31 protein-coding genes are annotated in these 26,992 nt (G+C 44.7%); 27 read left to right on the plus strand and 4 right to left on the minus strand.

What is annotated here, in order from left to right:
* Nucleotides 1-4 precede the first annotated feature (4 nt).
* Nucleotides 5-1,090 carry a hypothetical protein gene (locus tag PSF42_RS18350; RefSeq protein ID WP_042847135.1) on the minus strand — a complete coding sequence of 362 codons (1,086 nt, stop codon included), beginning with the start codon at nucleotides 1,088-1,090 and terminating at the stop codon, nucleotides 5-7.
* 151 nt (nucleotides 1,091-1,241) lie between these two features.
* The gene (locus PSF42_RS18355; protein ID WP_052219370.1) at nucleotides 1,242-2,291 is read right to left on the minus strand and encodes an HNH endonuclease; all 1,050 of its coding nucleotides are present in this window, start codon (nucleotides 2,289-2,291) and stop codon (nucleotides 1,242-1,244) included.
* Between the two features lie 326 nt (nucleotides 2,292-2,617).
* Between PSF42_RS18355 and PSF42_RS18360 the strand changes: the two genes are divergently transcribed.
* The 16 genes from PSF42_RS18360 (at nucleotide 2,618) to PSF42_RS18435 (ending at nucleotide 12,862) form a co-directional block, all read left to right on the plus strand.
* A complete protein-coding gene (locus PSF42_RS18360; protein WP_042847133.1) occupies nucleotides 2,618-2,920 on the plus strand; it encodes a hypothetical protein in 303 nt (100 codons plus the stop codon).
* Nucleotides 2,917-3,381: an ASCH domain-containing protein gene (locus PSF42_RS18365; RefSeq protein WP_052219369.1), complete on the plus strand. Its 465-nt coding sequence runs from the start codon at nucleotides 2,917-2,919 to the stop codon at nucleotides 3,379-3,381. The genes PSF42_RS18360 and PSF42_RS18365 overlap by 4 nt, the downstream gene beginning before the upstream one ends.
* Nucleotides 3,378-3,935: a hypothetical protein gene (locus tag PSF42_RS18370; RefSeq protein ID WP_042847132.1), complete on the plus strand. Its 558-nt coding sequence runs from the start codon at nucleotides 3,378-3,380 to the stop codon at nucleotides 3,933-3,935. The genes PSF42_RS18365 and PSF42_RS18370 overlap by 4 nt, the downstream gene beginning before the upstream one ends.
* Nucleotides 3,932-4,186 carry a hypothetical protein gene (locus tag PSF42_RS18375; RefSeq protein WP_042847130.1) on the plus strand — a complete coding sequence of 85 codons (255 nt, stop codon included), beginning with the start codon at nucleotides 3,932-3,934 and terminating at the stop codon, nucleotides 4,184-4,186. Before PSF42_RS18370 ends, PSF42_RS18375 begins: the two co-directional genes overlap by 4 nt.
* 6 nt (nucleotides 4,187-4,192) lie before the next feature.
* Nucleotides 4,193-4,624: a hypothetical protein gene (locus PSF42_RS18380; RefSeq protein ID WP_042847127.1), complete on the plus strand. Its 432-nt coding sequence runs from the start codon at nucleotides 4,193-4,195 to the stop codon at nucleotides 4,622-4,624.
* A gap of 335 nt (nucleotides 4,625-4,959) precedes the next feature.
* A complete protein-coding gene (locus tag PSF42_RS18385) occupies nucleotides 4,960-5,448 on the plus strand; it encodes a hypothetical protein (protein ID WP_166268109.1) in 489 nt (162 codons plus the stop codon).
* Between the two features lie 106 nt (nucleotides 5,449-5,554).
* Nucleotides 5,555-5,731, plus strand: coding sequence for a hypothetical protein (locus PSF42_RS18390; RefSeq protein WP_162762197.1), 177 nt, complete (start codon nucleotides 5,555-5,557; stop codon nucleotides 5,729-5,731).
* Between the two features lie 59 nt (nucleotides 5,732-5,790).
* Nucleotides 5,791-6,351 carry a hypothetical protein gene (locus PSF42_RS18395; RefSeq protein ID WP_052219368.1) on the plus strand — a complete coding sequence of 187 codons (561 nt, stop codon included), beginning with the start codon at nucleotides 5,791-5,793 and terminating at the stop codon, nucleotides 6,349-6,351.
* Nucleotides 6,348-6,980 carry a hypothetical protein gene (locus PSF42_RS18400; RefSeq protein WP_052219367.1) on the plus strand — a complete coding sequence of 211 codons (633 nt, stop codon included), beginning with the start codon at nucleotides 6,348-6,350 and terminating at the stop codon, nucleotides 6,978-6,980. The genes PSF42_RS18395 and PSF42_RS18400 overlap by 4 nt, the downstream gene beginning before the upstream one ends.
* Nucleotides 6,981-7,259: 279 nt before the next feature.
* The gene (locus tag PSF42_RS18405) at nucleotides 7,260-8,174 is read left to right on the plus strand and encodes a tetratricopeptide repeat protein (RefSeq protein ID WP_042847118.1); all 915 of its coding nucleotides are present in this window, start codon (nucleotides 7,260-7,262) and stop codon (nucleotides 8,172-8,174) included.
* 95 nt (nucleotides 8,175-8,269) lie between these two features.
* Nucleotides 8,270-9,556: a sel1 repeat family protein gene (locus PSF42_RS18410; protein WP_042847114.1), complete on the plus strand. Its 1,287-nt coding sequence runs from the start codon at nucleotides 8,270-8,272 to the stop codon at nucleotides 9,554-9,556.
* A gap of 145 nt (nucleotides 9,557-9,701) precedes the next feature.
* Nucleotides 9,702-9,989: a type II toxin-antitoxin system TacA family antitoxin gene (locus tag PSF42_RS18415; protein WP_042847112.1), complete on the plus strand. Its 288-nt coding sequence runs from the start codon at nucleotides 9,702-9,704 to the stop codon at nucleotides 9,987-9,989.
* 2 nt (nucleotides 9,990-9,991) lie between these two features.
* Nucleotides 9,992-10,498: a GNAT family N-acetyltransferase gene (locus tag PSF42_RS18420; protein ID WP_373370580.1), complete on the plus strand. Its 507-nt coding sequence runs from the start codon at nucleotides 9,992-9,994 to the stop codon at nucleotides 10,496-10,498.
* 87 nt (nucleotides 10,499-10,585) lie between these two features.
* Nucleotides 10,586-10,867 carry a hypothetical protein gene (locus PSF42_RS18425; protein ID WP_042847108.1) on the plus strand — a complete coding sequence of 94 codons (282 nt, stop codon included), beginning with the start codon at nucleotides 10,586-10,588 and terminating at the stop codon, nucleotides 10,865-10,867.
* 40 nt (nucleotides 10,868-10,907) lie between these two features.
* Nucleotides 10,908-11,297: a hypothetical protein gene (locus PSF42_RS18430; RefSeq protein ID WP_042847106.1), complete on the plus strand. Its 390-nt coding sequence runs from the start codon at nucleotides 10,908-10,910 to the stop codon at nucleotides 11,295-11,297.
* Nucleotides 11,298-11,902: 605 nt separating this feature from the next.
* A complete protein-coding gene (locus tag PSF42_RS18435; RefSeq protein ID WP_272680489.1) occupies nucleotides 11,903-12,862 on the plus strand; it encodes a nuclease-related domain-containing protein in 960 nt (319 codons plus the stop codon).
* Here the strand turns inward: PSF42_RS18435 and PSF42_RS18440 are convergent.
* Nucleotides 12,845-13,995, minus strand: a protein-coding gene (locus PSF42_RS18440) for an IS3 family transposase (RefSeq protein WP_252447438.1) whose coding sequence is annotated in 2 segments (ribosomal slippage) — nucleotides 12,845-13,719 and nucleotides 13,719-13,995 — 1,152 coding nt in all. Because the reading frame shifts where the segments join, the coding sequence is not laid out codon by codon here. The genes PSF42_RS18435 and PSF42_RS18440 overlap by 18 nt on opposite strands.
* Before the next feature lie 814 nt (nucleotides 13,996-14,809).
* Between PSF42_RS18440 and PSF42_RS18445 the strand changes: the two genes are divergently transcribed.
* From PSF42_RS18445 to dnaB, 4 genes are all read left to right on the plus strand, one after another.
* Nucleotides 14,810-15,358: a hypothetical protein gene (locus PSF42_RS18445; RefSeq protein WP_166268267.1), complete on the plus strand. Its 549-nt coding sequence runs from the start codon at nucleotides 14,810-14,812 to the stop codon at nucleotides 15,356-15,358.
* Nucleotides 15,359-15,549: 191 nt separating this feature from the next.
* Nucleotides 15,550-16,692 carry a ParB/RepB/Spo0J family partition protein gene (locus PSF42_RS18450; RefSeq protein ID WP_042847065.1) on the plus strand — a complete coding sequence of 381 codons (1,143 nt, stop codon included), beginning with the start codon at nucleotides 15,550-15,552 and terminating at the stop codon, nucleotides 16,690-16,692.
* Between the two features lie 115 nt (nucleotides 16,693-16,807).
* Nucleotides 16,808-17,170: a hypothetical protein gene (locus tag PSF42_RS18455; protein ID WP_042847064.1), complete on the plus strand. Its 363-nt coding sequence runs from the start codon at nucleotides 16,808-16,810 to the stop codon at nucleotides 17,168-17,170.
* Between the two features lie 8 nt (nucleotides 17,171-17,178).
* A complete protein-coding gene (gene dnaB / locus PSF42_RS18460; protein WP_042847063.1) occupies nucleotides 17,179-18,588 on the plus strand; it encodes a replicative DNA helicase in 1,410 nt (469 codons plus the stop codon).
* A gap of 269 nt (nucleotides 18,589-18,857) precedes the next feature.
* Here dnaB and PSF42_RS18465 read toward each other — a convergent pair whose 3' ends face one another.
* Nucleotides 18,858-20,024, minus strand: coding sequence for a hypothetical protein (locus tag PSF42_RS18465; protein ID WP_166268269.1), 1,167 nt, complete (start codon nucleotides 20,022-20,024; stop codon nucleotides 18,858-18,860).
* A gap of 150 nt (nucleotides 20,025-20,174) precedes the next feature.
* Here PSF42_RS18465 and PSF42_RS18470 point away from each other — a divergent pair, with 150 nt between their 5' ends.
* The 7 genes from PSF42_RS18470 to PSF42_RS18500 all read left to right on the plus strand — a co-directional run bounded on the left by PSF42_RS18470 (nucleotide 20,175) and on the right by PSF42_RS18500 (nucleotide 26,665).
* Nucleotides 20,175-22,574, plus strand: a complete 2,400-nt coding sequence (locus tag PSF42_RS18470; protein ID WP_166268271.1) for a phosphoadenosine phosphosulfate reductase domain-containing protein — start codon at nucleotides 20,175-20,177, stop codon at nucleotides 22,572-22,574.
* A 67-nt stretch (nucleotides 22,575-22,641) separates the two neighbouring features.
* Nucleotides 22,642-23,025 (plus strand): hypothetical protein, encoded by a 384-nt coding sequence (locus PSF42_RS18475; RefSeq protein ID WP_166268273.1) that lies wholly within the window; start codon nucleotides 22,642-22,644, stop codon nucleotides 23,023-23,025.
* Complete coding sequence (locus tag PSF42_RS18480; RefSeq protein ID WP_042847060.1) at nucleotides 22,994-23,335, plus strand: hypothetical protein; 342 nt, start codon at nucleotides 22,994-22,996, stop codon at nucleotides 23,333-23,335. The genes PSF42_RS18475 and PSF42_RS18480 overlap by 32 nt, the downstream gene beginning before the upstream one ends.
* 31 nt (nucleotides 23,336-23,366) lie before the next feature.
* Entirely contained in the window at nucleotides 23,367-23,882 is a 516-nt protein-coding gene (locus PSF42_RS18485; protein WP_042847059.1) for a hypothetical protein, read from the plus strand.
* Between the two features lie 132 nt (nucleotides 23,883-24,014).
* Entirely contained in the window at nucleotides 24,015-24,536 is a 522-nt protein-coding gene (locus PSF42_RS18490) for a hypothetical protein (RefSeq protein WP_191901267.1), read from the plus strand.
* 3 nt (nucleotides 24,537-24,539) lie between these two features.
* Nucleotides 24,540-24,878: a hypothetical protein gene (locus PSF42_RS18495; RefSeq protein ID WP_191901268.1), complete on the plus strand. Its 339-nt coding sequence runs from the start codon at nucleotides 24,540-24,542 to the stop codon at nucleotides 24,876-24,878.
* Between the two features lie 875 nt (nucleotides 24,879-25,753).
* Nucleotides 25,754-26,665 (plus strand): RepB family plasmid replication initiator protein, encoded by a 912-nt coding sequence (locus PSF42_RS18500; protein ID WP_042847057.1) that lies wholly within the window; start codon nucleotides 25,754-25,756, stop codon nucleotides 26,663-26,665.
* Nucleotides 26,666-26,992: the final 327 nt, after the last annotated feature.

The following is a 26,992-nucleotide window of genomic DNA, read 5'->3' on the forward strand; positions in this document are numbered from 1 at the left end:
GTTCTTACTGACCAAGTTGGGATTGTACAAATTTTAATGTCTGCTCATGCCGTAATTTACAAACGACATTTTGGTTCGCGAAGACGCCTGAAAACGTTTTCGCCTGCTCTTTCGGAAGTTGTTTGATCCAGCGAACACCAACAACCCATTCTGAAAGCTCTTCATTGTCAGCGTTTTCGTCTGGGTATTGCGCTTTTAATCCGGCAGAGAGAAGAGGAACATTTGAATCAGTAATGAAATCGCGAATCATAACTGCTGATTTGGTTACTTCTCCAAAACCGACATAACCACATCCCTTCATGTAAGCATAAATTTTGTCACCAACTGCAAGTCGCTTAAGCGCAGATGAATACACTTTCCCTTGACCTGCGCCAATGAATCCAAATTTTCTATTATCATCCCAAGTTCTATATTCGCATTCACCTACATTCACGAACCAACTACCAGTCCAATCATCTTGACTTGAAGCAATGACTCTTTGCTTAACTTCTTTTCGTTCAATATAATCTTTAGCCTCCGGTAACGGAATAATCGTTTCAGGCTTAATAAATAGCTCCCCATTGGAATCAACATATGGAGCCAAGCGAGTGCATTGAATGTCTACACCATATTCTCGCAACCATAATACTGCTGAGATGACTTCCGAATTGAACTCCTTTGAGGCCAAGATAATATGCTGTTTAGTGTTAAGTGACGTGATATCAGCATCGATAAATTGCTCAATTTCTTTTGTTGCATCAAATTCTGATTTACCTAAATACGACGCGTATTGCTTAAAAATCTCACTGGGTAAAAGGCTTGAGCAATACGATGCATATTTTATTGCCTGCCATTCAACGGACGAGCCTGAATCATCCCTTTTTAGTTCTACAATAACAAGTGCTGCCGATTTATTCACGCAAAGCAAATCAAGACGCTTGTTGGAAGTAAGGGTGACCTCTTTTCCAATAACAAGGAGTTCCTGGCCTAAAATAGTTGGACTTTTTTCGATCCACTCCTGAATATCAAAGCGTTCCTTTAGCCCAAGCTCCGAAAAGCTTGTTGGTTTTAGTTTGATTAATGACTTATTTTCTACATCAACACGAAACATTGGTTATATCTCCTTTCAGAGGTTTCCCCCTCTTGAATATGCCATACTTGGCACGATAAGGCTGCCAAAGATAGTACGATAGCTCTGCTTTCCTCATAACAGAACATCGGGGGTTGATTGGAGTTCCAGTAAATAAGGAATAAAAAAGATATTAATTTTCATTTAATTCTTCATTACAATATTGACGATGTTCTTCCAAGTGAATTTCTAATGGCCAATGTCGTTTATCACTTGGTAATCTTAGTTTTTGCCCATCAAGTTCTGCATATTCTGTTCCAGCTAACAAATCAGATAACCTAATTAACATTTTGGAATCAATCCAAAGCAAGCCTCGGTCAAAAAGAGTATGAATGTCTGTTTTAAGTAACAATCCATGCTGGACTTGGGTGTGCCAGAGGCCTTCATAGGGAATTATATGAGCAGCCTCTAATAACACTTGGATAGAACACCCTGTCACAGCGCACTTACCCTCATAAGCTTCAATCAGCTTTCTTCTGAACGCTGGCTGGCCTTGTCGAATAACAACTTCACGTAAAGCTTTTAATCGGGAATCAACTTCTTCTTCAGATAAATCAGCAAATAATTCATCCCTAGCTTCCACAACTAAGCGATCACATTGCCTAGGGGAAATAATGCGCTTTGGCGTTTTGCCATCATCACTAATATCCCAAACTCCATGAAGCTCCTGAACATATAGCTCATATCTTGTATTTCTCAATTTTCCTGTACGGAATAATAAGTCATATGGGCTGCCCTGATCAGAACGTGCATTTTTGCGGCTACCAAGATATCTATATCTGGCCTTGCTGTTAACTGTTAATGCATCTAATTGAATACGAACTTCAGATTCCTTTAACGGAGCATTGCTATTAAGAATCCATTTGACAATATCCACTGCTGAAGCAGAACTAAGCTGAGTGACAGCATACCAAACACGAAGATATTGAGGATGAAGCATTTCTTCAGGAATAATCCCCGGAATGTCTGCTACATAAGTTGAAAAGTTATGAAAACGAATCCATTCTCCCCATTGCCGAGAATGAGTGCTAATACCAGTTCGATGGGGCTCACGTTTTCGTATTTCATTGTTAAATTCCTGACGGCTAGGAGCGCGGCCAAGTTTTTCATAAAGATCATCACAACAGTCCCAAACCGCCCGCACTAGCAAGCCAGTTGGATAGCCATTTTTATTTAATTCCATAAGCCCCTCTAGCAAAAATGAATTGAGCTGAGTAATAACAGATTCCGTTACGACGTTCACTATAATTCATTAACGCAACTGTAGCGAATGACAACTATCAAATTAAAGTGTATGGAAGGTTGTGAGTGCCAAACCTTCCAACACAAAATATCCATTCTATACATCACTCATGCCTCATGCCAAAAATCAGATCGGTAAGCAATAAAATAGGCGCCTTCAATAACTTCGTCAGCTGAACGGGTGGGGTAATACTGGTTTCACGGCAAGCAACACCGCCACACAATCCATAAATAATTTATGCGCCATCAGCGCGATAAGGATCTGACATGAAAAACGAACTGCTGGAAGTTGTCATTGCAATGCGCGATTACATCGACGCGCTGCCGTCTGATGTTGTGTCACGTTTGCCTGCAATGCCAGGGTTCGACCGCGATTGGGCTAATGAAGTGATTGATGCGGCGCAGCGCGCTGAAATAAGCCAAACGATCAGCGCTCCGGGTGCTGTGGCGTTCCGTGAACAGATCGTGAAATATGTCGGCGGTCTGGGTAGCTCCGTTATCGCACAATCCGTGGTGGAAGCCATTTTGAGTGCAGCTAAGCGCTCCGAAGCGAAGGATGCCAAAGCATGAAAGCATTATCTATCCGACAGCCGTGGGCATGGCTTATCACTCACGGCCACAAGGACATCGAAAACCGCAGCTGGAACACCCACCAGCGCGGACCGGTGCTCATTCACGCCAGTGCGCAACTGGCATCCAAAGCCGACATGGAAAAGGCGCGGGAGATCCTGCGCGCCAAATATGGCGATTCCCTGATGCTGCCTGAAAGAAAGTATTTATCTTACGGCGCGATTGTCGGCGTAGCCACAATCACAGGCTGTGTCGAAGAGAGCGAATCTCCGTGGTTCTTCGGGCCGAAAGGCTTCACGCTGGCGGATGCCAAGACGCTGAAGCCAGTGTCTATTCGCGGCCGACTGAGCTTTTTCGAGACTGGCCTTCGTCCACATGCGGTATTCAGCTTGCTCGTACCTAATGAGCATACGGATGATACCGAAACCAAAGCAGCATGTTTGCAGGGGGAAAGGGCATGAAACTGTTTCCTATCAATTTCACCGACGAACAGGTACGGGCAATCCACAGCGGCCAGAAGGTGCAAACCCGCCAACTGATCAAAGAAATCTGCCTCGATACCTTCCCGGAATCCCTGACCAAACGCCAGCGCGCGCTGGTGGATAAGGTTTTGCCCCCCAAGTTTGGGCCGACGTTTTTCTGTCGTTTCGGGCATGTAGGCGATCGGTTGTGGGTCCGTGAAACCTATGGCGATTGCGGTGTGCGACTGGTCTATCGTGCAGACCTTGAAGATGGCTCAGCCAATAAAGTTAAACGCTGGTTTCCGGCGCAGCAAATGACGCAGTTTGAGTCGCGAATTACGCTGGAGATTACGGCGGTTCGTATTGAGCCCCTTCGCGACATCAGTGATGCCGATGCGCTGAGGGAAGGCTGTTCTATCAGGGATACCCGCAGCGGTGACTGCCTGGCCGATGTGTTCGCCCGTAAGTGGTCGGTTATCCACGGCGTTGACTGCTGGGAGGCCAATCCGATGGTTTGGGTGATCGACTTCAAAGTCGTGGAAGATGCCCGATGAGCCGCCTGGTTGTTGTGACTTTGCTGGAAGACGGCGGGGAAGAGCATGTTCACTTGCCCGTGGGGGATTTGGGCACGGGTGGCGGCTATACGACTCTGTGCGGCCTTGATGGTGGCCTGAGCGACACGGCGATGGAAACCAAACCCGCACCTCGTGGCGCAAAAGTTAACTGTCCCAATTGCTGGGCAATCTTCAATACCTGCCGTTCGTTCCGGGCAACTGACTTCGATTCGGCTGTAAAGCAGGAGTAATACCCCATGCAGGAAAAAGACATCGTTCACGAGAATGGAAAATTTTGGGTGTTGCGCGATAAAGATGCTTACTGCGTGATGAAGTCCGGTGTAACCCACTCCGAGGGGGATAGTGCTTATGCACTCACTGAAGATGGTCTGAGCATTGCGATCGCACGCTGCGACTATCTGGCTGGCCGGGCTGAAACGACAGAGCGAGTGGGCTTCGCCAAGACCCTGCATTTCTACATGACTGAAGCTTCTGCCTGGTTGTTGGAAGAGCGACGGGAATACATTCAGCGTGTGATCGTTAAAAAGCTGGTTGTCGGTCTGGCCGACATGGCGAAATGGTCGCCGGAGTGCGCTGCTGAGCCGGGTTCTGCTGAACTGAAGCAGATGTACTCCGAAGGGCTGGCTTTCTTCACTGAAAAGGGATTCCCTGCTAATGGGCAAAATTGACAAATACCAGATTCAAGACCTGAGCCGCCTCCGGAATGAAACCGGTGAGCTCGCGCGCTGGGTTATTCAGCTTCAGACAGACCTGGACACTGCGCGCCGTGAAAAGGCCTCTGTGGAGGCGGAACTATACAGGGCAACAGCGCCTATGCCGGTGGCGGAGTATCAATACCGGTATAGTTCTTCCGATCGCAGTATGTGGAGCGCCGGCACTCCATCCCTAACGAATCGCTGTACCAACGTATGCGGGCTATTCATACCGATGGTTCATACCAGTTCCGTGAGCTGTTTGAAAAGCCACATACCCTCTAATTGACGTAGCAAAACAGGAAATCGTAATGGCAATGACAGTAGAGCAGTTAAAAACGCGCGCTGCGGCATTTCGTCTGGAGGCGTTGCGCTGGGAAGACATGGGCTATTCCGAGCAAACGAAACGGCTGCGGGATAATGCTGATGCTTTGGAAGAGCTGGCCGAACTGAAGGAAGCGCCTCCATTGGGTTATGCCGAAAACGGCAAAGGCTTCATTTATCCGGTTGACCGTGCCGATCGCATTACAAACCCGGTGCCGGTGTTTGCCGCTCCACCAGCGCTGCATATTCCTGTCGGGTTTATGCTGGTACCGAAAAAACCGACCGACGAACAGCTGCGGGCGATGCTCGCAGTGCAGTGGCCTGCGATCTACCGTGAACACCTTCGCCACCCAGACAACGGGCCGAAGTCAGCGAAAAAGACTGAAGACGACATTGATGTCGCTACCCGTCAGTATGCTGCGGCGATGTGTGCTTCACCTGAGGCGGATCTGCCTACTGAAATCAAGCAGAGTTAAAAGCAATGTCAGTAATTCCCGGAAGGTGAACCCGGTGTTAGACTCAAAAATTCAAGCGTTAAAGTACCGTGTTCTATCTTTCTGAAAATTATTGGGGTTGTTAATCATGCCAATTGCAAAAGAGAAGCCAGCGGAAAATCCAATTCTCCAGGATCTGGATTTTTTCATTGAAGACCGTTCGGGTATTTGGGTCAAACAATGGAAGTCTGGCGGTGGGTGCTGTCCGGCCACTGATGAAGAAGTTGTGATGTGGAATTTGCTGGTAAAACTAACCGATCAGTAGATGTTGGCTTAAGCCACCCGCGCGCTGATGAAAGTCAACTTATACAAAAGGTAATGACGATGAAAGTAACTGAAACCAAGGTGATGAGCCTTGAGATCAGCGAGCTTCGGGACTTTGACCCGATCCGCGTGGTGACTGAAAACTACGGGCCTGGGCGTGGCCGAATCACGATAACGTGTGAGGGCAAGGCGTGGACAGGCTCCTGGTTCGCAATGAGCGACCGCTCCGTTGAGCAGTTTTTCTGTGACTGCGGCAATGATTACCTGGTCAATTGCATGGCCGGTAACGTGAGCAGCGAAATCGACAATGACAATGAGGCGAATATGCGTTTCATGTTCAGTGAAGTGCTGCGCCTGCGCCGGGAAGGGGAGTTATCCAAAGACCAAGCCCGTGTGTGCTGGGAGGAAATCGACGGATCTGACGATATCAAAAGCACAGTCTGTGCCTATTCTTCAGTGATCAGTGAGGTGCCATACTTCAGCACTGAACCGTGGTACCTGCCGTGGCCGACGGTGCCGAACCCAGTCTTTATCCGCCTGAATAGCATGTTTGACATCGTTCGGGCTGCACTGCAACAGCACCTGGCTTTGGCCGGGCAGTCAGAGGAAACGATAGCATGACCGAACGTGAGCAGTTTGCCAAAGATAACGCCATGTCGATGGACTTTGTGAATTGGTTCTTCGACAACAAAAAAGACAGCTGTGGCAACGTCTGGTTTATGATGGCTGCGGCCATGTGGGAAGGGTGGAAAGGGCGGGCGAGCCGAGAGGCTCAGGCAGTTCAAGTAACAGAACGGATGGCGCTCGACTTTCATCACGCCCTGACTGATGGCAGTATCGGCAACGACGAACTAGAAGAAATCAAGGTCGGTCTACGTGCTGCTCTATGCAATGTCGCCGTTCCACCAGCGCCAGCAGTGCCAGATGCTGTCGATTATTCAGATCTCGACACTACCAGCCAAGATAGAGAGGTTATCGAAGCTATTGCTGAGTGCAAAGGCTGGAACGCCTACCGCACCGCATTGCTTGCTCAGCCTGTAAGTAGCTGTTACACGTTAGCAGACGATGCCCGGCGCATGAATTGGCTGGTGGCGCATCATGTTGCGGTTAGAAAACCGCTTCGCTATGGAAGTGAGGCTATGTTCACAGCCCAAACCATAACCGATGAAGAGGATGATCATCACGCCACTAAGCTGCGAGAACAAATTGATGCAGCCATGAAGGCTGAAGCGGTCAAAGTACAAAAATAACACCTCTCCTTCTTTTTCCTACTTCCCCCAGAAAGTCCTGCTTATGAAGTGACCCCATTATGTCGGGCTTTTTTTAATCATTAACAGCTGATGACCTGTACGTGAGGATATCAAAATTCCCCTTATGTATACTGAAAAAATACGTTATTTTATTGTCTTTAATTAAAGGTATTAAAAATACTATTTCTTAGACTTTTCAGCTTGATCAGCCAATCTTAGGTTGATACGTATAATTATCAAAAATCACCAAGTATTTATAAGCAATTAAAGGGTTTACATATGAAACGGATTTTTTTTATATCGCTAACATTGATATTAAGCCTCAGTGCTACTGCTAATAATTTGCCTGTCAAAAGTGAGCAATCCTTGATATCTAAACTAACAACCCTGGCAAACAATGGCGATGCTCTTTCTCAACAAGCTTTAGGCAATGTATACCTAGAGGGGCGGCTAGTCGAAAGAAACCCCGAAGAGGCGATTAAATGGTATATGAAATCAGCAGAACAAAATAACCCTGAAGCTCAAGCTCAGGCTGGATTTTTTTACTATATGGGCTATGACGGGAAACGAGACTACTCAAAAGCTTTGTATTGGCTAAAGAGAGCGTCTGAGAACGGTTCTGGCCAAGCTGACGTAGTTTTGGGCTCTATGTACATGGTCGGTGAGGGGGTGAAGCAAAATGAAGTCTTAGGTATTAAATACCTTCAGTCAGCCTCGAGCAGAGGAGTTAAAGAGGCTGCTGATGTACTGGCAAGGTTAAATAATCAAACTGAAAATGGTAAAAGTACAGTTGGAATAATGGATGATAAACCATTAAAAATACTTAAAAGGGAGGCTGAACAAGGAAATGACCAAGCTCAATATGGCCTTGGCTCACACTATTATAACAGCCATAATTATGAGGAAGCTTTTAAATGGTTTGAATTATCGGCCAAGCAAGGGAATGCCTATGCTCAATTGCAATTGGGATTTATGTATGGTGACTCAAATGGGTATGTCAAAGAAGATTATAAAAAATCAAAATACTGGTTTGAGAAATCAGCAGCGCAAGGAAATGCAGATGCAAATTACTTTCTCGGCTTGCTGTATTTAACAGGTAACGGAGTTGAAAAGGATAAATCAAAAGCTAACAAACTATTTAAGAAGTCATGTTCGCTTGGAAGTAACAAGGCCTGCGATAGATTAGAGGAATAACAATATAGTTACCCCATTAAAAAAGAGTATTTAAGCGCATGATTTAACAGGTTTAATTAGGTTTATAACATCTCACTAGTAATAGGGAATTTAAAATGGGATTCTTCAATAAGATATTTTCCAGACCAAACCGTAAACCTCTGGTAGATAAGAAAATTTTGAGTAACGGAGCGCGATTAAACGATGCCGAAGTGGATATCCTCTTTATAATTAAGAATGGCGATGTTTTGTATGTAAACCATGAAATAGAAAACCTCTTTGAGGTCGATCGTGGTGGTGACCGCCTTTTCAAAGGTCGCGTAGTGAACTACAAATACTTAGGTGAAACAACAAAGGATGAAGTGCAAGTCTTTATTGGCTTTGATGAAAATGACGCCTATATAATGTTCACTCTACAAGCTAACTTACAAGATAGATTTGAATTTGTTGGGCAATCTTTGATGCGATTCTTTTCCAGCAATCGTATTAATGGTGTGTTTTCGTGGGAAGGATATTCAGTTCAGTATGAGTACACATATAAATTATATAATAAAAACAGTACAAATTTTCTGATTAACGCCAACCAAACCTTTGGTTATTTAATTAGTGAAGATACTTTCGAGCAAGGGGAAGGGGATTTGCTGAAGGAAAAATTTTGGCATACCAAACAAACTACACATAGTGAACCTGAAGCACAGGTGTACTGTTACCCTAAAACCAATACTGAATACTCTGTGTCTTCAAGTTGCATTAAAAGCGATAACGAATCAGCAAATAAAATATATGAACAAGGTGTTGAATATCTAAAAATAGCTGATTTTAAAATGGCCTTTAATAATTTTAAGATTGCATCTAAATATGGACATACTTCAGCTACATTCAATTTGGCACTAATGTATAAAAATGGAAATGGATGTGATTATAGCTATGAAGATTCCATGCAATTGTTCATAAAATCACAAGATGAAGGACATCAAGGGGCTCTGAGGCACATAAAAGAACTGGTAAAAGCTAAGGAACTGTCTGCCGACCTATCCAACTACCCTCTGGTATTAAATGAAGCAAGTCACTTACATGACGGAACTGTTTTATACTTCTTTTATTTCTTCTTAATTAATAGCTTAAGCGAAGGTGATATTGTTAGCTGGATAAGATATGAGCTCGATTGTGCATCTATAGGTAATGAATTAGCGCAGCAATATGTCCATGAAATATCACCCAACAGTGAGTTCTATCGAAATGGAGGGGAGGAGCTGACCCCTAACGCATCGCTTTTTAGTGACATTTTTGATCATGTCACCATACCTCTTAGAAAAACGGAGGACTTTAGCGATATAATCAAGTTAAGGTGCAATCTAGTTAAAAATCTATTCAATCATATCTTTAACAAACACTTAGATTAACTCTTCCATCTCTCTTAGATACCTAGCGCTGTAAATTGTTAGTTTTTGCTAGGTTTCTTGTGCAGTAGCCTATTTATAATTGTAATGACAACGACATTACACTCTTATATACTTAGCAGAATAAGCAATTAATTGGGAGGCATATATGGCAACTCAAAATGATGTAGCGGTAACACGCTCATCTCTGAACCTGAGAATTAAACCGGAAGACAAAATCCTGATCGACCGCGCCGCAAATGCGGTAGGCAAAAATCGAACTGAGTTCGTTCTGGAAGCCGCTCGACGAGCTGCTGAAGAGACACTGGCGGACCTGCGGGTTATTAACGTCAGCCCCGAGGTATACCAGGAGTTTATTAATCAGCTTGATGCCGCACCAAGGAACAATGAGGCATTACGAAAAACATTGATGTCTAAATCCCCTTGGGAGAAATGACATTGAAGCTGACAGCACCCGAACCCCTCAAAACAGGCCATTTGCTGGAAGGCTTTTCATCTGGTGAAGAGGCTTTAGATCTCTGGCTAAAAAATCGGGCCATGAGTAATCAAAACTCAGGAGCTTCACGAACATTTGTAACCACTTCTGATAACCAAGTGATGGGGTATTATGCCTTGTCTTCCGGGATTGTGAGCACCAATCAAGCTGTTGGCCGATTCCGCCGCAATATGCCTTCTGACATACCAGTCATCCTTCTCGGTAGACTGGCAGTGGATACAAGAGCTAAAGGGCTTGGAGTTGGAAGGGGATTGGTCAAAGATGCCTGTCATCGTGTTATTCAGGCCTCTGGGCTGGTGGGCATACGAGGAATAGTGGTCCACGCTCTAACTGATGATGCTAAACGCTTCTATGAACACATTGGTTTCGTCCCTTCACCACTTGACCCTATGATGCTAATGATAACACTCGCCGATCTGCAACTCGCAATGGGTATTCATCCAAACTGATCAAGCCCGGAATGCAGGGCTTTTTTTTCGTCACCCGCCTTACTGCTCGCATAATGAAAGCACCTTTTTCACGATCGAGACACCGCAATGACAACTCTTAACTGGAAACCGAGCGAAAGCCGTTGGAACCAAGGCGAGCAACTTTATTTGGGTCAATTTAAGATCGGTTCAGCTTACTACGATGCGACGCATACGCGTGGGCAGGAGGCTTATGCTACCCGTTGCAGCCTGCCAGGCCTCAAAGGCGATCTGGGACATTTCCCTGATATGGCCGCAGCCAAAGATGCCGTTGAAAAGGCGGTGGCCTTCTGGCTGAGAAGAGCTGGGCTGCAATTCTCCGAAGCAGTCAACACAAAGGCTAAGCCATAAACCAATAGCAGAGTGTTGCTGTCAAAATCGAGAGGCCGTAATGACTTTTAAACAAAGCCGCGAATTGCCCAGAGGGGCGGGCATTACCTTTATGTTCTTGCTGTTCTCTTCTGGAGTGGCATTGCTCTTCGGGACGGGATGGCTGATCACCACCGTTATGAACGGGCTTGATGCTTTCCCTTATGCGCTCCGAGGGTTTTCTTGGCAATGGCAACCTGAGCCCGGTTGTCTGACCATCATTGATGCCCCAACAACGTTTTGGGGATACCTCGTTGCTGGTGGGGCGGGATGCATCACATTGCTGTTCATCTGTGTGTTCATTGGCATGAGTCTGTTGTCAATCCATACGCTGTCACAAGTCATCAATAAGCAACTTGACGGCCTGGATAAATTCGGGATTAAGTTAATCTCACGTTTGTTCAAGAAGTAAGATCAGCGAGTGCGAACTGAGCCCGGCAATGTCCGGGCTTTTCTTTGCCAGCAGTCAAAAGCCGGGATAATGGTCCTATAACTAGGAAAACAAAATGCTAAAGTAGCGCTTATTCAGTAAAATGAATCCAATATAAGTAAATTAGTTGGCTGATCATATTGATGGGAAACTCCATGTTAACAGGGAAGTACTCAATCAACTAGATGAAATTTAGGGAAATTTTGAACAGGTGGTATTGCAATCCCATTTTTGTAGTTCTTACTTTTTACTCATCTGACATTAAAATGAGCTAAAAAATACTGAACACGCTGAACTATGGGACAAACCAGTGCCCAGTCAATGTTTAGATAAAATGAAAGCAATGTGCGTTGGAACAACTTTAAAGATAAAAACCTGATGAAATGATGGAAATCGGTCACAACCGAGCATTAAAACAGCAATATAGTTATTTGATATTATTTGTAAAGAGAATGCAATGGCTGTAGAAAGTCAGAACGCGTAGGTCGAAAATAGAAATAACATATTTACAAAGAAATTAAAATCATAAATCAGGATTTATGTACGTCAATAACCAATATGTTTTAGGTTAGTTAGGAATAAAAATAATGAAAATAAAATGCTTGGACCCTTTAGGAATTAACAGTTATGAACGAGAAGCTAATGAAAAACTTGAAGCTAGTCTACCTCAAAACTGGAAAGGTTATTCATCCTTGGAAATGCGAGGTAGACAAAGTGGAGAATTTGAAGGTGACTTAATTATTATCACTCACGATAGAATAATAAATGTTGAGTTTAAAAAGTGGTCAGGAAGAGTTTTTTCGAAGGACGGTCAATGGGTAGTTCAGTTTCCTAATGGTAATGAAGAACATCGAAAACATGGAGTTAATCAGTCTCGTAGATCTGCAAAGATACTCTCAACCAAATTAAAAGAAAGGTTGGGCAATAAGTTTATACCTTGGGTTGATTTTTGTGTGGTTCTATGTGGAACCGCAACCAAAGATGATCTTCCTCCTGACGAACAAGAGTACGTTTTCTCGTTAGAAGAATTTTCAAAAATTGGTGATGATAAGATTTATAAACAATACTTCAAAGATAAGTCGTGGATGATTAAGCGTAAGGAAGATGCGCCTAATAAGAACCTGAAACAGTGGGATAGGATTTTCTCTAATAATAGTGCTGATTTTAAAGCCAAAGACTTTTCTATCAATAATTATGTTCTTCAAGGTAAACCTCAATTCCGGCATCGTGATGGACTTTATGCAGAGTACCTGAGTCAACGTTCTGATAATCATAATTATAAAGCACTAATGCGGCGCTGGGACTTTACTTCTCCTTGTATCATTGAGCATGCCAGAACACCTGAACAGAGGTCGCTAATTGCCCACAGAGAAAGTGATGTACTCGGTTATATAGCAAGTCAGGATGAAGATCTTAGGGATACATATTTGCGATTAGAATATTTACCTAGTGAGTTATCTTCTGACTTTGTTGAATTGTATGAGTGGCCAAACAAAAAAGAGCGTCTTGATATGTTCTGCGCAACTAAATCAGGACACTTTTCTTAAGGAATTTTGTTCATACTCAATTGGGGACAGATCACCGTTGGCAGTATGAAGCCTTTCTAGGTTGTAATAGCGCATATACGCGATAACATCTTCTTTCATCTGTTTCCGAGTCGGCTGAGGGATTTTCAGTACCCAATCGTGTTTTAAACTGCCAAAAAATCGTTCTACAACAGCGTTATCCCAACAGGCTCCAACATCACCCATGCTTGCCCTAATACCATAGCTTGTTAGCAAGCGGCGATATCGCTTACTCGTATATTGAGAGCCTCTATCACTATGAAAGACTAAGCCTTTTTCGGGCTGGCGTAAGTTATACGCTTTCATCAAGGCTTTACTGACTAAATCTGCCGTCATTCGTTTATCGATGTGCCAACCCACAATACGGCGTGAGTATAAGTCCATCACGATGGCTAAATACATCCAGCCTTCCCCTGTTTTTAAATAGGTCACATCACCCGCCCACACTTCGTTAGGTGCGTGAGGATTAAAATTTTGATTGAGCAAATTATCGGCTACGGCATCACTGTGTTTGCGTTTTGTGGTGACTTTGTAAGCAACGCGCTGAGTGACGACTAGGCCAAGCTGAGCCATTAGCTTTTGAACGCCATAAGCACTCACGCTAAAGCCCTCTTTGCATAACCGTTTACGTAACGTTCTATAACCTAAGCTATTTCGACTCTGTTCAAAGATAGCTTTGGCTCTGCGGTACAGGCTAAGTTGTTCTGCGGTGATCAATTTTGCTGGGCGTTTAAGCCAAGCATAGTAGGCAGAACGACTTATTTTCATTAACTTGCAGAGCTTCAGCACGGGAAACTGTGAAGATAATTGCTTAATCGTTTTAAACGCTACTTGGTTTCCTTTAGCAGGAGGGCGCTGGCTTTTTTTAGGATCTCTTTCTCCATCCTAAGTTCTTTATTTTCTTTTCGAAGCCTTAATAGCTCAGCTCTCTCATCGGCATTCAAGCTGCTACCGGATTGTTCAGCGTCGCATTTTGCTTTCCAGTTATAAAGTAATTTATCGGTGATCCCTAATGAAGCTGCCGCTTTTGGGACGCTATAACCTTGTTCGGTGACTAATGCGACCGCTTCTTGCTTAAACTCAGTAGTATAAAACCTGTTTGTTCGTTTTTTCATTTAACACCTCAATAATTGGATTATATTCCATTATTAAAGTGTCCTGTTTAATTAAAGCAGATCAGTAGAATTTTTGAACGTTTATGAGCGATTTGTAGATCTCTAGTTCTCAAGTCAAATCGAATTAGCTTTCCTACATATGACTTTTGCCAAATATAATAACCACGAGAATTACATGAAATATACATGAAATGTACATGTGCCATTGGTGCCCCTTGAATTACCATCAGCACGCGAATATTCACATAACACATTGAAAATAAAGGTTAGGTACTATATTAGCACCTAACCTTTCAGTACTGGTTACTCATCTTCGAGACGGATTTGGTCGAAATATACGGCCTGCGCATGTTTGCATGCTACTTTCACGAGTACGCGCATGTTTGCAAGGATAAGGAAATTGGCTCATTTTATTCCATTAACCGACTAGACCATCTTCGGGCGCTGGTAGCGCATGAGCTCGCGCATTTTTTCCAATTCAATACTGCATCGAAAAACTATAATCAACACGATGCAAAGCAGCATCTACCGCGCCTGGATTACCGTACACCACACGGGGAAGGGTGGCAGTTCATTTACCGTTACCTGAAAATGCCCCTCAATTTGCGACTGAATTAATTACTATTTTAATTATTAACATTGTACCATTGCTTCAAAGTATGTATTCCTGAGTTTTGGAGAGTAAATGTATTTAATAATGACGGTCCTATTTATGATCGCAGCGATATTTTCCTTCGCAAAAACAATGAAAGTTGTGCTAGAAGAAGCGAGCCTTGACAAGGAAAAACGTATAGCAGCTATCGGACAAGTAAAATTGACTTGGCTATTCTATGTTCCGGCTTTCTTCTTGCTCCTTGCTCCATTCATCAAATCATTGATGGATGCAGGCTCTGAACAGGTGGACCAATCAGGCTCCAATTTACCTGTATGGCTTTTCCTGGCTGGTGGCCTGTACTTGCTGTTTGGTGCCGCGCTTTTATTACGCAAAGCCATGAAAGAAAAAACTCTCGGACAGATAGGCACTATCCTTAATATCCAGATCCTTCTGTGGGTCGGCCTTTACAGCACATTTGCGGCCTATGACCACTTGAAGTTTGCAGATGAACATTTTGGGATAATGAGCACCCGCCTGATTGAGATCGGTGGTGTGAAAGATGTCACTTGCGAGCAAGAACTGATGTTGGTTAACTTCACTGAAGGTCAAACGACTCCAATGCAATGGCGGTGCCCTACAGGTTTCTCTTTGCTGAACAAAACAAATCGTCCTTTCGTTCCTTGGCCGGATTACACCGAAGGTGAAAGCGAGCAGCTTGCCGCTGCAATGAACAAAATCATGACGGAAGCGAAAGCCAACTCACAGTAACGGAACTCTCCAACCAAAGGCCAGCAATACTGGCTTTTTTTACGCCCATTTCCCATCGATAAAAAAACAATCGAAAAAAGACTATTTTTTTCCGCATTTGCTATTCGTCACCGGTACACGCCGTGTTTAACTGGATTCAGAAGTAAGCACAAACACGTAAACAACCAATAACAATTTGCGGAGTAACTATCATGACTATCAACGTACAACAAATCTTCCAAGCTTCCCGTGACAACGAGCTGATGGGCAATCTGGGCGCTATCATGCGTCAGATGGACAAGGCCCCATCCACGCTGCGTGGTCTGAGCGACTTCGTATCCAAAGAGCGCAAAACAGCTGCAAACAGCGCGCTGTTTGAAGAGCTGAACGTTGGTCGAAACAACGTGTACGCGGTCAGCGTCTCATGGTTGTACGTTGAAGAAGGCCTGAACCTGCGTGAGGTTGATGTAGAGCGCGCAGAGATGTTCAAGAACGCCTACCTGAACCACCCGAGCAGCGTCCCGGCTATCCGCGTTAAAGTGGTTGTTGTGAACGGTGTGACTCGCCTGAAAATCATCGACGGTCACCACCGCTTCACCGGCCTGATGGCCGCTATCGCTGAAGGTGCAGTATTTGAAAAGCTGATCATTGAAGAGTTCGAAGGCGGTAAGGACGAAGAAGTCTTCAACATGATCGAAAGCGCCAACACCAAGCACCTGAAGATGATTGAGCGCGCTGAAGGTTTCCGCCGTCTGGTTGATTGGGGCCACGAAATCGACTCTATCGCTCGTCGTCTGGGTCTGTCCGGCGTAACCGTTCGTCGCAGCCTGATCCTGGCTAAAGCCGAAGAGCGCATTAAAAAATTGGTACGAGACGATAAAGTGTCCGGTGATGTTGCGATTGACGTGATCACTGATTGCCAAGGCACCGACCGTGACGCTTTCGACATCCTGATGGCTTCTCTGGCTAAAGCCGAGCAAGCAGGTAAAAACCGCGTCACCGCGCGCTATGTGTCTTCGCCGAAGAAAGCCAAGGTGAAACCAAAAGTCGTGCGCAAAACCTTCGAAAGCCTGTTGCCGACGTTGGATCAGCTGCGCTCGCAGATCCCTCCCGCACCAACGGCTGAGCACGAAAACCAGATTGAAATCGCTGAGACCGTGCCGGAAGAAGTGGTGCTGCGTCTGTCCCCTGAAGTTGCCCGCCAGCTGATGGCAGCGCTGAGCGATGTAGAAGCGGCCAAGCTGGAAGAGGAAGCCGAACAGGCGGCGAAAGAAGCTGCTGAGGCTGAAAACGAAGGCAATGAAGAAGCCACTGAGGCTCATGACGGTGAAGGCGAGGGCGACGCTGAGGCATAAACCAACGCGCTGTCTTCGCAAGATTAGGCCGGTTCTCCGGCCTTTTTTATCTCACTTCACTACACCGCCCGTGCCGTTCAATAAAAAAATAACGTCACGGCAGCTCGGAGGTTTTATGGATCACGCACTGCCTATCCTGCCTAAAATCACCATCCGCGTCATTGATGACGCTTCCTTGGAAACGTTAGCTATCTCCCACTATGAAAGCCGAGGCTGTAAGCCGCGCGCGCTGGGGAAAGGCCATTCCATTCGCCGAAAAGGCAAAAACACCGACGCGTTTCTGGCTCGCATAAAAGTGAATTACGTTCGACAGCTGCTCAGCAACTACGATCACGATAAAGAAAATGCGTATCGTAGCTCTGGGCAGGAACGTGAAGCCTCTTGCATGAGCCAGCAACTGTATTCTGCAATTGCACAGCATTACCCGTCCTTGGCGGCTGAATGTGAACGCCAAATCGCGCAACGAAACACGCTGTGAGGCCGGTGATGAAAGAGAAAAATCAACGTTCGTCCACGATCGCCACTGAACAAGATATGCGTCTGGCTGGTCTTCGAATGCCTCCCCATTCACTTGAAGCGGAGCAATCCGTTCTTGGCGGTCTGATGCTGGACAATGAACGCTGGGATTTGGTGAGCGAACGTGTTGTGGAAGGGGATTTCTTTACCCGTGCCCACAAAAGTATTTTTACCATGATGCAACGGCTGGTGGAATCAAGCCGACCGATTGACCTGATCACACTTGCTGAAGCACTGGAGCAACACAACCAGCTTGACTTGGTCGGTGGCTTTGCCTATCTGGCCGAACTGTCGAAAAATACCCCAAGCGCCGCTAACATCACAGCCTACGCCGACATCGTGCGTGAGCGTGCCGTAGTGAGGGAAATGATCACTGCGGCCAATGATATTGCGGATGCGGGTTACGATCCCCAGGGTCGGAATAGTGCTGAATTACTGGACCTGGCCGAAAGCCGTGTGTTCCAGATTGCAGAGGCTCGAACTAATAAAGACAGCGGGCCGATGGGCATTGATGCCATTCTGGAGAAAACTGTAACGCGCATCGAGCAGCTGTACCAAACACCGCATGACGGGGTGACAGGCGTCGATACGGGTTACACCGATCTGAACAAAAAGACAGCCGGACTCCAAAAGTCCGACCTGATCATCGTCGCAGCGCGCCCTTCAATGGGTAAAACCACCTTTGCGATGAACATCTGTGAGAACGCAGCGATGACACAGGACAAGCCTGTGATGATTTTCAGCCTGGAGATGCCAGGTGAACAAATCATGATGCGTATGCTGGCTTCCATGTCCCGCGTTGACCAGACCAAAATCAGGACGGGCCAACTGGATGACGAAGATTGGGCTCGTATTTCAAGCACGATGGGCATTTTGCTGGAAAAACGAAACGTCTATATCGACGACAGCAGCGGCCTAACTCCGACTGAATTGCGATCGCGGGCACGGCGAGTGTTTCGTGAAAACGGTGGTTTGAGCCTGATCATGGTGGACTACCTTCAGTTGATGCGGGTTCCGGCGTTGAAAGACAACCGAACACAGGAAATAGCAGAAATATCCCGCTCTTTGAAGGCGCTTGCGAAGGAACTACAGGTACCCGTGGTGGCCTTATCGCAGCTTAACCGCTCACTGGAGCAACGAGCAGATAAACGACCCGTAAACTCGGATCTGCGCGAGTCGGGTTCGATAGAGCAAGATGCGGACCTCATCATGTTCATCTACCGTGACGAGGTCTACAACGAGAATAGCGAGCACAAAGGGGTAGCCGAAATTATCCTGGGTAAGCAGCGTAACGGGCCTATCGGCTCGGTTCGTTTGGCCTTCAACGGCCAGTGGTCGCGATTTGACAACTACACCGGACCACAGTTTGAAGAATATTGAATGTTACCAAAGCCAGGGTATTCTGGCTTTTTTTAAACTTATCTATTTGTTCTTATTTACTTCTTCAAAATACTCTCGCAATAATTCTTTATTCATAAAATATAGCTCAAGAATTATGAGTAGCAAGTAATTACCTTTATGCTTATAGAAAAAAGGAATTTTCGAGTTGTCAATTTTAAATGTTTTTATTTTATCTACACTGCCTTTTTGTTCAGGTTTTTCCTCTTTTAATGTATATTCAGATGAATCATATAAAATATACTCATGATCTAGATGCTCAATGAAGTATTCTCCACATTCTTGACTATAAAATATTTAATGTGAATAACTTGAGTAACAACGCAGCCGTCATCCAATAGATTGTAATCATCCCTTAATTCTTCAAATGTTATTTCTTGCTTTTCTTTGTTGTGTGAAACTATTAATTTATCATTATATATCACACCATAAAAACAAGATAATGAAGGTAGCATTTTTATTGATGCACCAAGAGGGGCGCCTCGTTCTATAGATTCCAATCCGAAACCTACGTCAATGATACCCATTGGCTTTAATGCTAGATTTTTTAAATAGTTACAGGAGATCAACTCTTTAAATATATTTAATAACTTTGGAGAAGTATTAATTTGCAATTTCTTATTTATTCGACTGTCAAACACAGCACCAAACGGACCGTCGTTTTCTATGTTAGTAAACTCATTAATAGATAACAAGCTATACCGGGCAAACTGTGCGTCAACCAGTTTTAGCTTCACTCCATTGGCATTGTATTCCTGAGAAATTGATTCGATATCGACATTTCTTTCTGTTAGATCGTTCGGTTTATCCCTATTGAATTGTTTTATAATACTATCTAAAATATGGTAATACTTATAATTGTCTTTATGTTGTGTTATTTTATTATCATTAACACTTGATGTTTCATTCGGATAGTAATATCGTTTTTCTATAAAATCAAATAACTCAAGTTTGTTTTTAATTAACTTTATTTGTTGCAAGTTATATGTTGCTACATCAATTCTTTCGTGCGCACCACTCAACCAAGATGCATAAGAGCCGCCATGATGGCATTTCCATTTTGTTTTTTCTTTATGCTCATTGATAAAGCTAAGGCTAATAATATTTCGGTGGCTGCGTAGGCAGTTACAATTATTATAAATGTCAGCCCCTTTAATTACGAATGAAATGTCTTTACTTTCATCATTAGAAATATACTGATTAATTATTTCTTGATTTTCATAGGATGTTAGGATGTAGGTGAAGAATTTGCTATTCGAAAAAAATCTTTCTATAAAACCAATTGCATATTTGAAGGTTTCTGTATTTGCTTCAAAAGCACAATAAGCTGCCCCTGAACAGCATAATGTTTCCTCCTTCGCAATTTCGTAATCTGAATCCAATTTCTTAATTATACTTTCCAGTTCAATTTGCCACATGAGATAACCTTTTAGGTTTTAGTCTAATTTATCACAGAATATTATAAATTTAATTATCTAGCTAAAGAATTGTTTTTAGCGCTCATTACTTCGTCAGCTGTCTGCCTCATGAGAAAATATCCTGTAAACAAAACAAATAACAGGTGATTTATGCAGCATTCCTTCAACTTTAAAAATCCGGAACTACCTTCCATATCAGTCTTAAAAGCGGATAAGTGGCAGGCCGTATGGCAAACACTGAAGGAAGATGCCGACCTGAACTATCGTGATGCCAGTCGTGGAGTCAGCATGGCTGATCTCATCCATAATGGCACAGCTTCTATCTACCAAGCCCTTGCTGATAATTGGACGATCTCCCTCGCCTGGAGTAGCGGTAAAGACTCCGAAATTGTCCTGCACTTATTCCTCATGGCGTTGGTGCGCGCTGTTCGCGCGGGAATTCCTATTAGCCAACACCATTACCTTTTGCATACCGATACTGGCATTGAAACCCCTGAGATACGCTGGCTCGCCGATCAGAAACTGGCTGCGCTTGAAAAGTTCATCGATCAAGAAAACCTGCCGCTGTCTATTGTTCTCGCAAAACCGGGGCTCACCTCCAGCTGGACGGGGCGGATACTGACGGGGCGTGGCTTGCCCACGTTCACCAACAGCTCAGTGCGTCAGTGCTCCAACGACTTGAAGATTTTTGCGGCCAAACGCGCCAAAACGGCATACGTGAAAAGCCTGCCAAAATCCGTGGGTAAACGCGTCTGTTTGCTGCTGGGAAGCCGCGATGCAGAGGGCGTTATCCGAGCCAAAAACATCGCCTTAAAAGGCGGGAATGCGAGTCAGGTTAAGATCACAAAAGAAGGCGGCGAATTGTACCCCATCAGGCATTGGTTACAGGGCGACGTGTGGGAGTTTCTGCTAAGCGCCGGAAGCGCTTCTAAGTATCTGCTGCCGAGCTACCTGGACAGCAACAACGACACCGCTGAGCTCTACAAGGCCGCAACAGGGGAATGTGTTTGGTCGGGTTCTGAGAAAAAATCCAGTGAAGCCTGTGGGAGCCGGTTTGGATGTTGGGCTTGCCAGGCGGTCGGTCTCGATAAATCAATGGAAAACCTTCTGCGTTCTGATGACGATCGCCACGGTTACATGGCTGGGCTCAACCGTATTCAGAGATTTTTGTCCAAGCGTCGCAATGCGTGGGAAGATAGGCATCCTGTGGGTCGCACCTTGTATGCTGGAGGCTTCATCAAGGTTCAGCCTGATGTCTATTCACCGCGCTTCCTGGAGCGCCTGCTGCATGTTTGTTGCAGTATGGACTACGTTGAGCAGCTGCGTGCTGAGGATGTAGCCGATAAACTTCGATCGGGCGAACTGGAAAACACCGCCCACAACCGCCGCATGGCGTCACCTCAATTTCGCATTGTCAGTGAGGTTGCGTTAATCCATATAGACTTCATGTGGTCATTCCACCATTTTAACGAAAAACCGTTTCATGCTCTGGAAATCTATCGCCGCGTCTGGGCAAAAGGTGAGCTCGACTTACTGGAAGATGAGCCTGAAATGCCTGTCACCCCAAAGACCCCTATGCCCAAAGCATTGTGGGTCAAGGTCGGGCAGTTTGGTAATGATTCCGGTATGGATGGCCTGGCTGATCCCATCGCTGAAATGGCCTATTTTAACGGTGCCGACGATGAGCGTGCCAGCCGCATTATCAATACGCCGAACGGAAAACGTCGCGTGGTTAGCTTCAGCGAGGACAGTGAAGTGACCATCGACGCGGATGCTGCTGAGTTCATCATTTGGGAGGAATATCCTCGACTGCGTGAAGCGGTATTGGCTGGGCAATACACCTCCGGCAGTGCTGCTCAATTTTATCTGCGCTTCGGTGCAGTTTCCCTGTGCAAAGGAAAGTCAGCACTGTACAACCGCATGATGCAGCGCGGCCAAACTTATCGCAGCCTGGGCTTAAACGGCCATCAGACAATGGATGGGATTGCGTCTCGTAAAGACCTGCGTGTACTAACGACGGAACGCTATCAGTTTCTGATCGCCAACAAAGTGAACGCCAGTATCATCCGTCTACGCTGGTGGGCTAATCTGGCATTCACCATGCAGTGGCACTTGGCGAATCAGACCTCAACCGGTCAATGGATCCGTGCATCTTTGACGCGCGAGGATGAACTATCCATGCAGCAAGAGAAAAATAGGGCCAAAAACACACTTTCGGTTTTCGTGATCGGACATACCAGTGCTTGGTGCTCGTTGAAGCTGAGTAAGTCCGGCACGTCCACTGAGCGCGCTTTTCGTCGTTACCATCAACATACTCGTCGTAATGCAATTACAAGCTGCCAGGGGCTCTCTCAGCATCTGAGAGAAGTGATCGTCAATCAACTGAAACTGGAGTATCTGCGGATGCTGTGGCGACTGGATGATGGCTTGATGCTGAAGCATGACTCCGATCCCATCACCAAAATGGCTGGGCGGGACCCTGTTGCGCTAAGCAAACACTTCCGTCTCGTGGTGAGAACAATGGAGCGCTTCGTTCAGGAGGCAGCGTGAAACGCTTAATTTCGTCGGCAGTACAAGTTGAGTCAGTATTGAAGTTTACTATTCATACAGGATATGAATGATGAAAACGAATATGACCGATGTGTTGTTAGATGGTGCGTTGATTATGGTGTTAGGGGGCGCTCTGATCGCTGGGTTCGAATTGATGCCCAGCCAGGAGAAAACCGATTCTGTCATCGCTGAATACCGAGTCGATATTGAAAAACGTGACGGGTTAAGCCTGTACAGTAACAAAAGTACCGTCCGTATTGATGTAGTGGGTGAGATCCCGGCAGAAAAAGATCTGCCTCTGCCCGGCGAGCGTGTCGCGTTGATGCTCTACGACAAAAGTCAGGCGCAAATGTGTCAGGACAATCGTTGCATGGATGTGGACGTTATTATCACAAAACCTGCTTTTTTACGGAGGCATCATGAGCCTGGCAAACAATCGGCCTCAAATTAACTATCTTAAATTAATTAAGGCGGAAAAATTCCCTCCGGGGATCTGCGTTAAGTCACTCTCGGTTTTCGAACGCGACACATTGCGCGTGGCTTTAACCATGATGGCGCACTGGAACAATTATCCGGAGTCGCCAGTCCACATGCGGCCAGAGTGGTCAGCACAGGTGTCTCGGCTCTTGATTGAAACGATGAAGGAGCGGGACGAACTGAGAGCACACTTGAAGAGTCTCGGTGCTGAAGTGCCTGAGAAAGTAGTGAAAATGTCCGACATGACATTTCAGCAACTCATGTTGAAGTGCAACTGTAGTTGAGAAATTCACCCATTCCGAAAATGAGGTTTTCATGAATCCGACACCTGAAAAAACGAATGCTGGGCCTGATGTTGATGGTACCCGCAACGCCAATATTCTGACCAACCATGCCCGACTCGTGGACATGAAAAATCGCCTTTCATTCTGGGGGGCAGGCGTGAGCTTAACACCGGATGAACAGCTGGCGCTGATCCAGTTCCGGCTTCAGCACTTCTCAGACGATGTGCTTCCGCAATGCATTAAAGAGATTGCCGATGAACTGGGGTGTAAGCCAGATAATGAAGCGATGCTGCAATCGATTGACGATCTGCGTGTAGCGGCAGGTGAACGTGAAGCTATGGCACGTCGTGCTGGTGTCACTGTTTGCGAAATGAATCTCGTATTAGCACGTCCGGAAAGTGTGGTGAAGGCAGTTCCTGAAATGGTCATTGACCAAGTGTGTCATATTGCGGCCGAAATTCACAATAGGGGGGCGGGAGTGGGGGATGATAAAGCCCAAACCACCATTGATCGCATTCGTGAAGTGTTAACCAACGTCGGCCAGTAATTTCAGTGGGTGGGATTACCCACCCATTTCCACAAACTAAATTTGTTTTTCGATTTCCGTTGTGTTTACCCCTTTGTCAGCTGCATGGGAGGCTTGATACTGAAAGTCTGATACGCAAAGGAATAAACACTGATGAATTACTCACACATTCCCATGCCTTCCCGTGAAGAGCATTATGCTTTTTTAAAGTCTCACTATCACCATGCCCGTTTTGAAGGCCGTAATAATGCATCCTGGGGTGAGGACTACTCTCAGCGTATTGCTAATAGCGACTATCTAGAATTGGAAAAAAATGGTTATGCGCTGATCTCCAATCACGAGTCTGCTACCCGTGAAGCGGTGTTCTATCATCGTTCACTGGTCGGTTATGGCACGATGAGTTTGATGTGTGATAGCGCTTGTAACGCCCCTGAGGCGATTTGCCTGCAAGTTTCAGTTCCTGCTCACTTAGCTCCAAAGATCCCTGGAAAATCACTTAGCGAGCTTTTGGCGAAGCTTAAGCGGGACATTATGGGTACGTTTCCATTGTGTCGGGTAGAACTCGCTTCTGGCTCTAAAGAAATTTGCATCGAAGTATTCCAAGCCGAAGAAGTGATCTCAAAAGAGATCGTTGGTTTCACAAGCACGATCATTTCAAATTGGTCACAAGGGTAAAATATGACGTATTTAGAAGAAGTTTTTGCAGGTGTAGAGCGAAATAAAGGGAAAGAATTGGCTGACCTGTTTCGCTCTGCTGAGGCTCAAATTGCCCGTGCTGAACAGGGTTCCACTGAATCGGATGACAATGCATATGACCTTCGTCAACAAGAAGGTCTGAAGGTTACAGAAGCATTGATCAGAGCTGGTGGTTTGTCTGGAAAGACTATTGAGATCATTCGTTATAGTAAGACATCAACTCAGGTAGAAATTCGTGATGCGGATGGTTGCCTGGTGTGGCGTGATTTTACATTCACTAATGATTTTGTTTTTGGTCTGGCAAAAAATATTGCTTTTTAAATAAATTCGATCCCGTGTGGCTACTTAAACTTTAAGCGGATTGCATTCCAGATGTCCGCTTTTCAAATAGTTATACCCATTATTCACAGGGATGATCTAATAATTGGATCTTTTGATCTAATAACTGATCTAAAAAGACCTAAGGGATCTAAGGGCGAGATTGATTAATACTATCAAAGTATTATAGAACATTTTTCCCCCGCAAACATGCTGTTTCCTCCTGCAAATATGTAAGTTCTCCTTGCAAGTATGTAAGATCATCCTGCAAACATGCATATTTTCCCTTGCAAACATGCAAATCATTCCCCTGCAAACATGTATATGTTACTTCCGGCTGTGGACAAATAAAGGAAACCAAATCCTTATAGTTAATCTTTAAAATCAATCAATTAAAGGTGGTTTTTGATTTATGCAAGAATGAAGGAAAGGAGTTATTACTGAATAATCCACTGATTTCTAGGGACGGAAAGGCATCGGTTTTTAATAGAGATGCGGAGTGAAAAAGTAGGATTTGAAATTATTTTTCCCAATGGAAATACATTTAGAGTTTTTAAAGTAAATTGAAGGGTGGTAAGGAAGTTATCCCCGTTATTAACAGGAGTGATCTAATAATTGGATCTATTGTGATCTTAAATAACTAAAAACAACTAAGTGATCTAAGGTTGATATTTTATTTTATTTTCAACCAGTTGCAGAGTTAAATTCCCTTGCAAACATGTTATTTCCCCTTGCAAACATGCAAGATCAGCTTACAAACATGCATTTTTCCCTTGCAAATATGCTGATTTCCTCCTGCAAACATGTTATACATCCCCCTGCAAATATGCAAAGGCTCAAAATGCCTGTTAACAAATAATAATATTTTAGGAATAACTATGGCTAAGGATATTAATGATTTAGGCCTGTCTGTGGAAGTAAAAAACAAGACGACGGGCGAAATTGATTACATATCATCAACAGATACGCGATCGATTCAACCTATCTCACTGCTTAGGCTTAGTGTTTTTAGTCCCGTTAGTAGCAGGGAAAAGAAAAATGTTGGTAGCAGGGTGATGGATGCTTCGGAAGAGCTGAGAAACCTTGAGATTGTTAATAGCGAAGGTTATGACAGAGTCACCATATCTGGGCCTAAATTAGATATGGATACAGACTTTCGTATCTGGCTTTCAATAATTCAGTCACTCAGTGAATATCCAATGGTAGACAATAAAGTTGTGCTTCCCTTCAGTGATTTTGCAAAGATGTGTGATTACAACACAAGGCAAATTAACAAAATCCTGAAAGAAAGGGTCGCTAAATCACTTCGAAAAATTACATCCACTTCAATATCTGTGTACAAAGATACTGGCGATGATTTGATTAGTGCTACAACTCACTTGTTGAATTTCTCCAGGGTGGATACAGCTGCAAACGAAGTTATTTTGGAATTCAATCCAAAATTAAGTGACTTGTACAAAATGGACTACAAGCGCGTTCTGAAGCTGAAGGTATTCCCTGCGATCAAAAGAAATGAAGTGGCAAAGGCTATCTATGCTTTTCTTGAAGGGTTGCCAAACAGTGAGAATAGGGTGCAGATAGTCTCATTTGAAAGGTTGATGAAGCGTTTAAATATGCGCTCAGACCCTTATAAGCAACTTGAAATGGTTAGAAGGGCAATGAAGTTATTAGAAGACGTCAAATACCTCAAGTACACTGAAGGCTATAGGGTGTCGAAAGGAAAGCGACAAGTTTTTTTCTCAATCAATTCGCGTGACCCAGATTTGTTGAAAAATACCGACCTGGATTAAGTATATTCCAGGGCGTATGCGTCCCCCTGCAAACATGTTATTGAGGAACCGTGATTTCCTCCTGCAAACATGCTGTTCCCTTGCAAACATGTCGTGGAAGGGCAGTTATATCCCCTTGCAAAGATGCTATTCCCTTGCAAACATGCAGCGAAGGGGCAGTTATATCCCCTTGCAAATATGCTGTTCCCCTGCAAACATGCAGCGGAGGGGCAGTTATATCCCCTTGCAAATATGCTGTTCCCCTGCAAACATGCAGCGGAACGGCAGTTATATCCCCCCTGCAAATATGCTTTTCCCTGCAAACATGCAGTAGTAGGCTGAGTTTAT

The organism is Providencia sp. PROV032 (genome assembly GCF_028484875.1).
GTDB lineage: Bacteria > Pseudomonadota > Gammaproteobacteria > Enterobacterales > Enterobacteriaceae > Providencia > Providencia rettgeri_E.